The sequence below is a fragment of the Verrucomicrobiia bacterium genome, assembly GCA_019634625.1.
In the GTDB taxonomy this organism is placed as follows: Bacteria; Verrucomicrobiota; Verrucomicrobiia; order Limisphaerales; family CAIMTB01; genus CAIMTB01.
Map to the genome: position 1 here is coordinate 55928 of JAHCBA010000035.1, position 12975 is coordinate 68902.

Consider the following 12975-nt stretch of genomic DNA (forward strand, 5'->3'; position numbering starts at 1 on the left):
CGGCGTCGTCCCCCGCCCGTGCGCGTCCTTGCCATCGAGACTTCCTGCGACGAGACCAGCGTGGCCGTCGTGAGTGACGGAGCGGTGCTGGCCAATGTGGTCTCCTCCCAGACGGCCCTCCATGCCGAGTATGGGGGAGTCGTTCCGGAACTGGCGGCACGCGAGCACCTGCGAAATCTGCCGCCGGTCGTGAGACTCGCCCTCGAACAGGCCCGGCTGGAGGCGTCGCAGATCGACGCCGTGGCGGCCACCCGCGGCCCCGGGTTGCCGCAGGCCCTGCTGATTGGCGTCCGTGCCGCCCAGTCGTTCGCCTTTGCCCGCCACGTGCCGTTTCTTGGCGTTCACCACCACGAAGCCCATCTCTTCTCGCCCTGGATCGGCGGCGATCCCCTGCGGGCGGACTTCACGTCGTTCGAACCCGGGATCGCCCTGATCGCCAGCGGCGGACACACCGTGCTCGTCCACCTCGACACCGACCTGCGCCATCGCGTGCTGGGATCCACGCTCGATGACGCTGCCGGCGAGTGCTTTGACAAGGTGGCCAAGCTGATCGGCCTGCCGTATCCCGGAGGGCCCTGGGTGGATCGGCTGGCGGCTGAAGGGAATCCCGAAGCCCATCCCTTCCCGCGCCCCCTCCTGCGCAGCCACGGGGACGACTTCAGCTTCTCCGGACTGAAGACCTCCGTCCGGACCTTCCTCGACAAGCACCCGGACGTGGCCGCCGATCCGGCCGGGCGCCGCGACCTCTGCGCCAGTGTGCAGGCCGCCATTATTGAAGTGCTGGTCGGCAAGCTGGTCGCCGCCGCCATCCGGTTGCGGCTGTCGCTGGTCAGCGCGTCGGGAGGTGTCACCTGCAACCGGGGATTCCGTGCCCTGCTGGCCACCGAGGCGGCGCGGCACGGACTGCGGGTGCGACTGGCAGAGCCCGCTCTGTGCACCGACAACGCGGCGATGGTTGGCGTGCTGGCGGAGCGACGGCTGGCCCGGGGCGAAAGCACTCCCTACGACGCCGAAATCCGCCCGAGCTGGCCGCTGGACGAAGCGTGGGGCGACCCCGAGTGAACGCCGGTCAGGTGGAACTCTTCCAGTCGAAGGCCTTCCGCTTGAGGGCGTAGATGTAGCCCACGAAGAGAATGCCGAGGAAGCTCGCCATGGCGCCGAAAATCATCCCCGCGCTTTCGGGCAGCAGCTCCCGGTACACCACGGCCCACGGGTAGAGAAAGACCACCTCGATGTCGAACAGGATGAACAGCATCGCCACCAGATAGAACTTCACCGAGAAGCGGGCCGAACCCTCCCCCTGCGGTTCCATGCCGCATTCGTAGGGGGTGTCCTTGACCGCCGTGCGACGCGACCGCGCCCCGAGGAGCACCGAAAGCCCCAGCATCCCCGCTGCGAAACCCACCGCCACCAGGCCCAGCAGGAGAACCGGCACGTATTCCGCCAACTGCGACGACATCACGCGCCGATCCTAGGGACGAACGGCAACCGGGTCACGCGGGACTTTGTCGGGTCCGTTTTCCCAGCCACCCCCAAGAGCCTTGATCAACTGGACGGCGGCGATGCGGCGCTGTCCGGCGATCTGCCGAATCGCACGCTCGTTGCGAAGGGCCTCGCGGTCGGCATCGATGACGCTGAGGAAATCGGTCAGGCCGGTGGTGAAGCCTGCCTGGGCCAGGTCGCGGGCCCGGAGCGACTGCGCCAGCGCTTCCGATTGAGCGTCCGCCTGGACCGCCAGGTGGCGAAGGGCGGCGAGGGCGTCTTCCACCTCCCCGAAGGCCACCAGGATCCGCTGCCGATACCGCGCCACGGATTCCTCGAAGCGGGCCTTCGACTGTCGAAGCCCGGCGCGGTGACGTCCTCCGGCGAAGAGGGGGAGCGAGACGCTTGGCCCGATGGACCAGACGCGGCTTTCCCACTGGAACAGGCTTTCCACATCCGCGCTCAGGAACCCGCCCGACCCGGTCAGCCGGACCACCGGGAAGAAGGCCGCACGGGCAATGCCAATCCGGGCGTTGTCCGCCGCCAGTTGGCGCTCGGCCTCGGCGATGTCCGGGCGCCGCTCGAGGAGGGCCGAGGGCAGGCCGGCGGGAACGAGCGGCGGTTCGGGTTCCGCTTCCCCCAACGGATCGGGGCGGGGCGCGAGGCGGAACGCCGGGGGCGGCTGGCCGGTGAGGATGGCGAGGGCGTTCTCGAGTTCGCCGCGCTGGCGTTCGAGGGCGGCCCGTTCCACCTCGGCCACGGCCAGTTCGGTGCGGGCCCGGGCCACATCGAGTTCGGGTCCCAACCCGGCCTCCAGGCGCCCGTCCACGATGCCGACCTGCTCGCGGCGCAGGTCGAGAGTCCGGCGCACGACGGCGATCTCGGCATCGAGCGCCCGGAGGCGAAAGTAGTTTTGGGCGACGTCGGCCTGGAGTGTGAGCAGGACGGTGTGCAGGGCGGCCTGGCGGGACGCGGCCTCGGCGCGGGCGCTTTCGAAACCGCGCCGCACGCGTCCCCACAAATCCAGTTCGTAGCTCAGGTCGAGCGGCACGCGGAACGTGTTGGCGGTGATGGCGCCGAAGTCGGGTTCCTGGTTGGGGGAAAACCGTTCCCTCCGGAAGCCCGGTTGGGCATCCACGGCGGGAAGGAGGTCGGCCCTGGCAATCCGGGCGGCGGCGCGGGCCTGTTCGACTGTGGCCATCGCGGCCCGGAGTTCCTGGTTGGAACCGGCGGCCAGAACCGCGAGACGGTCGAGTTCCGGATCGTTGAACAACTCCCACCATGGGCCCCTGCCCAGGTGATCCATGGGTTCGCCCGGCTTCCAATCCCCCCATTCGGAGGCCTTGTAGGCAGCGGGCGCGGGCGTTTCGGGACGCTGGTAGTCCGGGCCCACGGCGGCGGAGGCCGCGGTCAGGGCGCCGGCCATGACCAGGACCCAGGAACACGGGATTCGATAGGCTTTCACAAGAGGATCTCCACGGGGACGCCGGTCCGTTCTCAGGCGGCGCCGACGGGGGTTGGGGCGATCTGCGGGGCGGGCTGTTCCGGGGTCGCCGGCACCGGCACACCCCGGTGGCGGGTGGCGAGCAGCGAATAGAACACCGGGACGACGAACAGGGTGAACAGGCTGCCCACCACCATGCCCGCCACGAGAACGATCCCGATGCTGTTGCGGGCCGCCGCGCCCGGCCCCGTGACCAGCACCAGCGGGAAGTGCCCGAACACCGTGGCGGCCGAGGTCATCAGCACCGGTCGAAACCGGGTGAGGCAGGCTTCGCGAAGGGCCGAGGCCCGATCCTGGCCGCGTTCGCGGAGGGTGTTGGCGAACTCGACAATGAGGATGCCGTTCTTGGCGATCAGCCCGACCAGGGTGATGAGGCCGACCTGGGAATAGATGTTGATCGTCGTGAGATCGAGGAAGCTGAAAAGCAGCGCCCCCGAGATCGCCAGCGGCACCGAGCCCAGGAGCACAATGAGCGGATCCCGGAAGCTCCGGAACTGCGCCGCAAGAACCAGGTAGATCAGCGCCACCGCGAACCCGAGCGTCACCGTCAGGGCCGATCCCTCCCGCCGGATCTGGCGCGACTCGCCGGCGTGATCGAGCACCACATTGGGTCCTCGCGCGGCGTTGGCGGCGTTCTCGAGCACCCGAAGGGCCTCCTCCTTGGTCACCCCCGGCTGCACCCCTCCGAAGACGCGGACGGCGTTGCGCTGCTGAAAGCGGTTCAGCGACCGGGGGGCCGTGCCGGATTCGATGTGCGTGAACGAGGAGACCGGTACCAGGTCCCCGTCGCCGGTCTTGATCTTCAAGTCCAGCAGCGGTCCGACCGTCGTGCGGTCCTCGTCGCCGATCTGGGGGATCACCTTGTAGCTCCGGTCGTGGTAATTGAACCGGTTCACGTAGGCGCCCCCGAGAACGGTCCCCAGTTCGCGACCGGCGGTGGCAAGGTCGAGACCGAGATCGGCGAGTCGCTCGCGATCGAGGACCACCCGGGCCTCCGGCTGGTCGATCTTCAGGTCGGTGTCCACGTAGAGGAACTTCCCGCTCTGCCAGCCGGCCTGGACCACCGCGGTGGCGAGTTCCAACATCCGGTCGAGCGGCGCGTCGCTCTGGAGGACCAGCTCGACATCGTACTGGCCGGGAGTCGGCAGCGGCGGGTCGAGCCGGGGAAACACCCGGAGTCCGGGAATCTGCGACACCGCCCCGTACACCTCGCCATACATGGCCTCGGTGGACCGCTCCCGTTCGCGCCAGTCCTTCGCCACCAGCCCTCCAAACCCGCCCCATCCGGCGGTGAGGGACCACATGAACCGGGCTTCCTCGAATCCGGTGATCGCCCGCACGACTTCCAGGGACTGCCGGGAGGTCGCCTCGATGGTCGAGTCCGGGGAGGCTTCGAGGAACAGACTGATGTGGCTCTGGTCCTCGACGGGCGCGAGTTCGCGGCGCGAATGGTGATAGAACGGCCAGGCCGCCGCCATGATCGCCAGGGCCGCCACCACCACCGTCCAGCGCATGCCCAGGGCAATGTCCAGCAGGCGCGCATAGCCGCGTCGTACCGCGTCAAAGGCGCGGTTCACCAGCCGCGTCAGCGCACTCTCCCGTCCGTGCGGATGCACGAAGCGGGAACTCATCACCGGCGACAGGGTGATGGCCACCATCCCCGAGAAGACCACCGCCGCGGCAAGCGTGATGGCGAATTCGAGGAAGAGCATCCCGGTGAGCCCGCCCTGGAAGGCGATGGGCGTGTACACCGCGGCCAGGGTGACGGTCATGGCCACGATCGGGCCGATCAGTTCCCTCGCCCCCACCAGCGCCGCCTCGATGCGCGTCTTCCCCTCCCGGACATGGCGCTCGACGTTCTCCACCACGACGATGGCGTCGTCCACCACCAGCCCGACCGACAGCACGATGGCCAGAATGGTCAGGAGGTTGAGACTGAAGCCCAGGGCGTACATGACCACCACCGCACCGATCAGCGAGACCGGCATGGCCACCAGGGGCACCAGGGCCGTCCGGGGCGACCCCATGAACAGCACGATCACCAGGGCGACGATGGCCATGGTCTCCGCCAGGGTCATGCCGATCTCGCGCAGGGCGTCGCGCATGAACACCGTGGCGTCATAGGCGAGTTCCATCTCGATGTCCGGTGGCAGCGTCGGACGCACCCGTTCCATCTCGGCGCGAAGCCGCGCGGCCACCTCGATCTCGTTGGAGCCGGGCAGCGGCCAGACCCCGAGGTACACGGCCTCGCGCTCGTTGAACTTGGCGATCCAGTCGGGTTCCTCGGCGCCCAACTCCACCCGCGCCACGTCGGCCAGACGCACCAGGGCGCCGTCCCGCTCCGATACGATGAGGTTCTCGAATTCCTCGACGGTCCGAAGATCGGTGTTGGCCAGCAGGTTGACCTGGACCCATTGGCCCTTGGTTTGCCCGACCGCCGCGAGGTAGTTGTTGCGCTGGAGCGCGGCATGGACGTCCCCGGGCGCCAGGTTGACCCCGGCCAGACGGTCGGGGTCGATCCAGACCCGCATGGCGATCGGACGTCCGCCCTCGAAGCTCACCCGCTGCACGCCCGCCAGGGTCGCGAATTGCGGCTGCAACGTCCGGGCAAGCCAGTCGGTGATGGCCGGAACGCTCCGCTCCCGCGACGAGAAACTCAGGTAGAACGAGGCGTAGGGCCGGTCCGCCCGCTGCACCTCGACCACCGGCGGCTCCGCTTCCGCGGGGAGTTCCGACCGCACCTGCTGGAGCCTGGCCGTGATCTCCGCAAGGGCCGCCGTGCTGCTGTGGTTCAGCTTCAACCGGACGGTGACAATGCTGATCCCGGCGCGGCTGGTGGACTCGATGTGATCCACCCCGCCGATCGCCGAGGCCACCCGTTCGATCGGCGTGGTGAGAAACCCGCGCACCGTTTCCGCGCTGGCTCCCGTGTACACGGTGGTGATCACCACCGACGCGCTCTCGATGCTGGGATACTGCTGGACCGGCAGTTGGGTCAGTGCCCGCACGCCAACCAGCACGATGACCAGGTTGAGCACCACCGCGAGAACGGGGTGCCTGATGAAGATGTCGGTGACGTAACGCATGGATGGCCCGGGCTGGGTAATGGCTCGAAGGACGACGCAGTCTCAGGCAACGGGTCAGTTCGCAGCCTCCCCGGCAACGGCGTGCCGCACCGCCGCCACCAGGACCCCCTCGCGCAGCTTGAACGAGCCGAACGCCGCCACCGTCTCGCCCGCCGCCAGTCCTTCCATGACCAACACCTCGTCCCCGAGAATCGGCCCGGAGCGGACCCGCCGGACCCGGGCCCGGACCTTCCCTTCCTCGTCGGGCGAGACCACGAAGACATGATCGCCTTCCGGTCCTTTGCGCACCGCGCTGACCGGCACCGCGACGGCGGCGACATGGGCGCCGGCCGGTACGCGGACCCGGACCGACGCGCCGGGACCCGGCAGGACCCGGCCGTCCTCAACGCGCGCCCGCACCAGGGTGTTGCGGGTCCGGGGATCGACGCGGGCGTCGAGCGCCACCACGGCGGCAGACACCTCCTCGCGGAGAAGCCCGGGCAGAAGGGTCACCTGCTCGCCCACTTGAAGCTGTTCCGCCACGTGCTGGGGCACCGCAAAGTCCACATGGACCGCGTCGTCCACCCCCTGCACGGTGGTCAGCAGGGTGCCCGTTTCGAGGTACTGGCCTGGATGCACATCGCTCAGGCCGAGACGGGCGCGGAACGGAGCCCGGACGGTCTTGCGGGCAATCACCGCCCGGAGTCGTTCCATCTGGGCCCGCGCCACATCGAGGTCCGCACGGGCGCGATCCCATTCCATCTGGGATGTGGCCCGGCTTTGGACCGCGCGTTCGACCCGGTGCAGCAACGTCTCGGCCAGGGCCGCCTGTGCCTCGACCGCCTTCAGTTCGGCCTCTTCCACCGAGACATCCATCGCGACCAGCAATGTCCCGGCCTCAACGATGCCGCCCGGTGTCAACCGCACCTCGCGCACCGTGCCAGGCAGTTCGTTGCGCAACGTGGTCGAACGAAGGGCCAGCACCGTCCCGATCGAGGTGATCGAGCGCCGATGCTCACGCGGTTCGGCAACCGCCGTGGTGACGAACTCCATCGGTTCCGCCTGCTGGGCGGCGAGGGCGTCGGCCGCCTGCAGGGCGCGCGCCTTCCACGTCGCCAGAGCCGTGCCCGCGGCGACCAGCACGGCAAGGAGGACAACGGACGCCATCCAGCCCGGCCTTGGGGGACAGGCGGCTTCCTCAGACACGGCAGAAGGCGGACCGGACGAACGGGGGCGGACAGATTCCATATGCTGCACAACGATTGGGTTTGGGGTTTCGGGACAAAGGCAGGCGATCCAACGAGGCCTTCCGGGGCATGGCCGGACGATGCGGCCCGACGAAGCTGACTCTGGCGAACGAACCGGGCGTCCGGGAGTCCCCTTTCGGGCCATCGACACAAAAAGTTGACCGTCTAGTCAAATACATGCCGAAAAAAAGGGCGATCACGGTCGGCCGGCGAATTCGGATCGCGCCCCGAGCAGATCCAGGATGCCGCGCTCCATCTCCCGCAGCACCTCCACGTCGTCCGCAATCCGTGCCTGGGCGAGGAGTCCCTCCACGTAGGCGAACACGGCCCGCGCTTTGGCGCCGGCATCGGCGACCGGGACGCTGCCCTCGGCCTGGGCGTCCCGGATGGTCGTCTCGAAATAGCGGCGGAACTGATCCATCACCTCGCTGACCTTGAGGCGCAGACTGTCCTCGATCCCGCAGATTTCGGTGCCCAGCGTGCAGAGAGGACAACCAAGCGTTCTCCCATGCAGGCTCTTCAACGCTGCCTGGTCGTCGTACTCCATGCCGCAATAGCGCCGGATCCGCTCCAGGGGAGGATGAACGGGGGAAAAGATCTCGTTCAACCGGGGTCGATGCTCCTCCCAGTCGGCCTCGATCGCCGCGGTGGCCAGGGCGGCCTTGGACTCGAAGAAATGGTAGAAACTCCCCTTCTTCACCCCGGCACGCTCACAGATCTGTTCGATCGTGGTGCTGCCATACGAGCCCGTCCAGATCAGCTCGGTGACGGCTTTCATCAGCTTCTCGCGCGATTGACTGGTGCGACCCATGGTGACTTCGCATTCCGCTCCGCGTCGGCGCCGGGTCCGGCCCCGGGCTCAGCGACGCCGCCGACTGTCCTGATTCTGGACTAGTTAGTCAACTTCTGTTTTGCAGATGCCCGGGTCCTCCGTGCATCCCGGAGTTGTGGGGAGAGGAGTGAACTTCGCGAAGCATCGCCTCGGAGGGCCGAGTTCCACAAGGCCGCATGCGTGTGGAGCGTTGGGTTGAGGACTCGCGGAGCTCGTCCCTCCGATGCACTGCCTCCTCACCCACAACGCCGAGATGCACCGCCGTGTCCTGCTTCACCCGGTCGAAATCTCGCCCCGGCTCCAGCCTGAGAGCGCGAAGCCCAACACGAGGCGAGCATCGCGCATGGCGCAGCTTCAAACCGGCTGCGAAGCCGGTCCCTCCGAGGGCCCTGCCGGTGCCGCTGACACTTCCCCCCACGCCGGCGCCCTTTCCACGGCGGCCCGCATCCGATCGAACCACCAGCGCGCCGCGGTGCGGCGCCGGGATCCGCGGCACGTGCCGGACAGCCGGAACGGCGGAGTCGGACTGACGGGCTGCGGCAGGATCAGTTCCAGTTGTTGGCGGGGCATGGGGCACCTTTCGTCGTTGTCGCAGCCATCATGCCGGAAGGGGTGGGACAAATACGGTCCAAGGCTCGGGGGAAATCCGCAGGGGGCCGGATGGGCCGCGGAAGGACGGCGGCTTGCCCGGGGACGCAACGTCGTGCGCTAATCGGGGACGCGTCATGAGCAAGACCAAGGTCGCCCTGCTTGGAGCTGGATTCATCGCCGAGATCCATCTCGAGTCGTACCAACGTTTCGTTCCGGAAGCCGAGGTGGTCGCGGTGTACACCCGGAACCCGGAACGCGCGGAAGCCTTCGCCCGCAAGCACCACATCGGCCTCTGGTACTCGGACCTTGAGGCGGCAATTCGGGAATCGGGCTGCGACGTGGTGGACGTCTGCATCCCCAATTTCCTCCATCACCGGGCGGTCCTGACGGCCGCCGCGGCAGGCAGGCACGTGATCCTCGAAAAGCCCATGGCCATGAACCTCGAGGAGGCGGACGAAATGATCGCCGCCTGCGCACGGGCCAACCGGAAGCTCATGTACGCCGAGGAACTGTGTTTCGCACCCAAGTACGAGCGGGTGCGGAAACTGGTCCAGGAAGGGGCGATCGGTTCGATCTACCAGATGCGGCAGGCCGAACGTCACAGCGGCCCGCACAGCGACTGGTTCTACGACATCAACCAGTCCGGGGGCGGGGCCCTGATGGATCTGGGCTGCCATGGCATCGCCTGGTTCCGGTGGATGCTCGGCGGACGCCCCACGGTGCGGGCCGTCCAGGCCCATATGCAGACCGACCTGATCCACGGCGCCCGCACCCGCGCCGAGGAGAACGTCATCTGCACCGTCGAGTTCGAAGGCGGGGCCATCGGAGTGGTCGAGAATTCCTGGGCCAAGTACGGGGGCATGGACGACCGCGTCGAGGTGTACGGCACCGGCGGGGTGATTTATGCCGATCTCTTTCAGGGCAATTCCGCCCTGACCTACTCCGAAAAGGGTTACGGCTACGCCATGGAGAAGGCAGGCAGCACCCAGGGCTGGACCTTCACCATCTTCGAGGAGGCGTTCAATCAGGGCTACCCACAGGAACTCCGCCACTTCATCGAGTGCGTCCGCGACGATCGCCCGCCCCTCGTCACCGGCGACGACGGCCGGGCCGTGCTCGAAGTCCTCTGCGCCGCCTATGCCTCGGCGCGCCGCGGGCAGCGCGTCGAACTGCCGTTCCGCGCCAAGGTGAAGCGCCCGATCGACCTCTGGCTGGAGGGAGACTGAAGGCTTGCCGGAAACCTCCGAGCCCCCGTTCCCGCCGTTCCGCACGCCCTCAGCGCCACCGGGTCACGTCTGACACGGAACCGTCCGGTTTCGCCGCCTGCCTCAGGGCCTGGACAAAGGCCAGCCGGACCAAGGGGCCCGCCGGCCGGCCGGTGACCAGATCGAACATCCGGAAATCCCGGCGCCGGCCCCGCGGGAAGTGCAGCACTTCGTAGGGATAGGAGAGGAAGGCGGTCGGATGCAGGGCGGCAGGGCTGGCGGGAACACCCGTCCCGTGCAGACGCCGGCCGAGCCGGGCCATCAGGATCGCCTGTCGGGCCAGCTCGACTGTGGCCCCTGCATCAAGGGGGTAGCCGAACTCGGGAGTGCCAGCCTCGGGTGAAGCCGTCTCCAGCGCCTCGCGATGCACCACCTGCGCCGTACGGGCAAACCCGTCCACCAGCACCGCCAGCGGTGCCGTCGGAGCGGGTTCGATCTCCACCCAGCAGCACGGGAGATGCACCCGCTCGAAGCCGCGGCCGGCCAGCGACCTGTCCAGCCCGGATCCTCGCACCGTCGAGGCAATCCAACCGGCCAGCGCACGGGCCAGCCGCACCGAAAACCGTTCGCGGGTCAACTGCTGGCGGGCCGCCTCGATCGGGACCCGCACCGGCAGCCGGCGCCGGGGAAGATGATCCATGCGCCCCCGGAGCCCTTTCAGGAACGCCGCCGCAGACGGTGGCCCGTCCACAGAAAGATCGCGCCTGCGCCGGACAACGCCACCGACGCCAGCAGGTTGACCACCCGCCCCGGGGTTTCGTGGGTCCAGAACAGCCCGATCAGAACCAGCACGGCGAACAGGATGAAGAACCAGCCCATCAACCGCAGGATGGCGGTGTCGCGGGCGCGATGTTCGGGAAGATGGGCGGACATGGCGGCAATCGGGACAACTCAGAAAATCAAATACACCGCCACGTAAGGCACCACGAGCAGGGCCACCCAGACCCGCAAATCCCGCCAGGGCGCGGCGTCCGGCGCCCCCCGGAACACAAACTCCCGGTTGAGCCGCAGCGTCCACAGGCAACCCACCAGCAGATACAGACACACCGCCATCCGCCAGACCGACGGCGGCAGCGCATTGAGCGCCGCATGCCAGGGGTCGAATCCCAGCTTGAGGACCGGGACGAGCGTCTGTTCGAGGAACGACTGGATCGCTTCCTTCATGGTGGTTGGGGATCGGTGCGGGCCGCGCGTTCGGCCAGCAGGGCCTGGGTGGTCGCATCATGCAGGACCTCGCCGAACACGAGACCCCGGATTCGCTCAGGCGATGGCGGAGGCGTCACCAGACTCACGCCCACCGTCACCACCAGCGCAAAGACGAAGGCCCAGAAGGCAACAAACAGGAACGGATCCTCCGACGGAAAGAGGCTCCCGCCCACCAGGCTCAGCGATCCGGAAAAGCAGACTCCGAGGACCAGACCGGAAATCGCACCCCACCCGTTGGTCCGTCGCCAGAAGATCCCCAGGATCAGCACCGCCAGGGTCGGACCCTGGAACAGCGAGAACAACGTCTGAATCGCCAGGTACACCGTCTCAAAACGCTCGATCACCGGTGCCACAAACCCCGCGGTGACAATCAGTGCCACCGTCAGGATCCGGCTGATCCAGAGACACTGAAGGTCCCCGGCCGGCCGCCCCGCAATCCACTGGTACGCCGGTTGATAGCCGTCCGACACCAGGATCGTGGTCGAGGAATTGAGGTAGGAATCCACGCTCGACATCAAGGCCGCGAAAAACGCCGCAAACACCAGGCCCGTCAGGCCGGGCGGAAGCAGGTCGCGAACCAGCAGCGGCACGGCGCTGTCCGGATTGGACAGCCCCGGATGCAGCGCGACGGCCGCGATGCCCGGGATCATGATCAGCACCGGGACGAACAGTTTGAGGAACCCGGCGAACACCATCGACGCCTTGGCATCCCACTCCGAACGCGCGCCCAGCACCCGCTGGATCACCGCCTGATTGCTCGAGAAATAGGCGGTCGAAAGCACGATCCCAAGCCCCAGCAGAATGCCCGACCAGGGATACGGCGTCGCTGCGTCGTTGGGCAGGAGCAGACGGAAATGGTTGGCGAACTCCGGCCCCCGCGCTGACACGGCCTCCACCAGGTTGTTCCATCCACCCAGCTTCCAGAAGCTGAGCGCCAGCAAGGCCGCCGCCCCGACAAACATCACCACCGTCTGGATCACATCCGTCAACACCACCGCCGTCAGCCCCCCCAGCACCGTGTAGAAACCCACCACCGCCACCGTCACCCAAATCGCCGTGCCGATGCTCCAGCCCACCACCGTGTTCAGGAACACCGCCGAGGCCCACAGCATGACCGCCAGCATCGACAGCAGGAACCCCAGCCAGATCACCGCCTGGAACCATCGCACCCCGTTGCCGTACCGGCGTCCCAGAAACTCCGGCAGCGTGCACACCCCGCTGCGCCAGAAGTAGGGCGCGAAGAGGAACCCGACCAGGATCATCGCCGGCACCGACCCGATCCAATCGAAGTTCGCCTGCGCCAGCCCATACCGATAGGCGGCCCCCGCCCCGGACACCATGTCGATCGCCCCAATGTCGCTCACCACGATCGACATTCCCACCGCCCAAAACGGCAGGGACTTGCCGGCCAGCAGAAAATCCCCCGAGGACTTCACATACCGTGCGATCACTGTTCCCAGCGCCAGAGTTGCCGCCAGATAGAAGAAAATGATGACCCCATCGATGGTCGTCAGGCCGTTGGCGGCTTGGGCGAGGAACACGGCCGGGGCGGGCATCGGCGGTGTATAGGGTGCCGCCCATTCCCAGGTCAAGCGGCCGCAAAGGATCCGCTGAAGCCCCGGTACATCCCGGAGTTGTGGGTGAGGAGGCAGCGAATCGGAGCGACGAGCTCGGCGAGGCCTCAACCCAACGCTCCACACCGTTGCGGCCTTGTGGAACCCGTCCCTCCGAAGTGACCTACCCCACCGCATCCACTCGCAGATCCCGCAACACGGTAAGTCCC

Annotated in this window: 11 protein-coding genes; 2 read left to right on the top strand and 9 right to left on the bottom strand. The window is 67.7% G+C overall.

Features of this window, described 5'->3' with window-relative positions; all coding sequences use genetic code 11:
- The first annotated feature begins 18 nt into the window (after positions 1-18).
- A complete protein-coding gene (gene tsaD, locus KF833_18180; GenBank protein MBX3747240.1) occupies positions 19-1062 on the top strand; it encodes a tRNA (adenosine(37)-N6)-threonylcarbamoyltransferase complex transferase subunit TsaD in 1044 nt (347 codons plus the stop codon).
- A gap of 7 nt (positions 1063-1069) precedes the next feature.
- Here the strand turns inward: tsaD and KF833_18185 are convergent, their stop codons facing one another.
- The 5 genes from KF833_18185 to KF833_18205 form a co-directional block, all read right to left on the bottom strand.
- Positions 1070-1459 carry an NADH-quinone oxidoreductase subunit A gene (locus KF833_18185; GenBank protein ID MBX3747241.1) on the bottom strand — a complete coding sequence of 130 codons (390 nt, stop codon included), beginning with the start codon at positions 1457-1459 and terminating at the stop codon, positions 1070-1072.
- A 12-nt stretch (positions 1460-1471) separates the two neighbouring features.
- Positions 1472-2908 carry an efflux transporter outer membrane subunit gene (locus KF833_18190; protein ID MBX3747242.1) on the bottom strand — a complete coding sequence of 479 codons (1437 nt, stop codon included), beginning with the start codon at positions 2906-2908 and terminating at the stop codon, positions 1472-1474.
- 71 nt (positions 2909-2979) lie between these two features.
- The gene (locus KF833_18195) at positions 2980-6072 is read right to left on the bottom strand and encodes an efflux RND transporter permease subunit (protein MBX3747243.1); all 3093 of its coding nucleotides are present in this window, start codon (positions 6070-6072) and stop codon (positions 2980-2982) included.
- Between the two features lie 54 nt (positions 6073-6126).
- Entirely contained in the window at positions 6127-7299 is a 1173-nt protein-coding gene (locus tag KF833_18200) for an efflux RND transporter periplasmic adaptor subunit (GenBank protein MBX3747244.1), read from the bottom strand.
- Between the two features lie 195 nt (positions 7300-7494).
- Positions 7495-8109 carry a TetR/AcrR family transcriptional regulator gene (locus tag KF833_18205; protein MBX3747245.1) on the bottom strand — a complete coding sequence of 205 codons (615 nt, stop codon included), beginning with the start codon at positions 8107-8109 and terminating at the stop codon, positions 7495-7497.
- A 746-nt stretch (positions 8110-8855) separates the two neighbouring features.
- Between KF833_18205 and KF833_18210 the strand changes: the two genes are divergently transcribed.
- Positions 8856-9947 (top strand): Gfo/Idh/MocA family oxidoreductase, encoded by a 1092-nt coding sequence (locus tag KF833_18210; protein ID MBX3747246.1) that lies wholly within the window; start codon positions 8856-8858, stop codon positions 9945-9947.
- Positions 9948-9996: 49 nt separating this feature from the next.
- Here KF833_18210 and KF833_18215 read toward each other — a convergent pair whose 3' ends face one another.
- The 4 genes from KF833_18215 to KF833_18230 are packed head-to-tail and all read right to left on the bottom strand — an operon-like array spanning position 9997 to position 12748.
- Positions 9997-10626: a hypothetical protein gene (locus KF833_18215; GenBank protein ID MBX3747247.1), complete on the bottom strand. Its 630-nt coding sequence runs from the start codon at positions 10624-10626 to the stop codon at positions 9997-9999.
- A gap of 17 nt (positions 10627-10643) precedes the next feature.
- Positions 10644-10859 carry a hypothetical protein gene (locus KF833_18220; GenBank protein ID MBX3747248.1) on the bottom strand — a complete coding sequence of 72 codons (216 nt, stop codon included), beginning with the start codon at positions 10857-10859 and terminating at the stop codon, positions 10644-10646.
- Between the two features lie 18 nt (positions 10860-10877).
- Positions 10878-11150: a hypothetical protein gene (locus KF833_18225; GenBank protein ID MBX3747249.1), complete on the bottom strand. Its 273-nt coding sequence runs from the start codon at positions 11148-11150 to the stop codon at positions 10878-10880.
- On the bottom strand, positions 11147-12748 hold the full coding sequence (locus KF833_18230; protein MBX3747250.1) for a sodium/solute symporter: 1602 nt from the start codon (positions 12746-12748) through the stop codon (positions 11147-11149). Before KF833_18230 ends, KF833_18225 begins: the two co-directional genes overlap by 4 nt.
- Between the last annotated feature and the right edge of the window lie 227 nt (positions 12749-12975).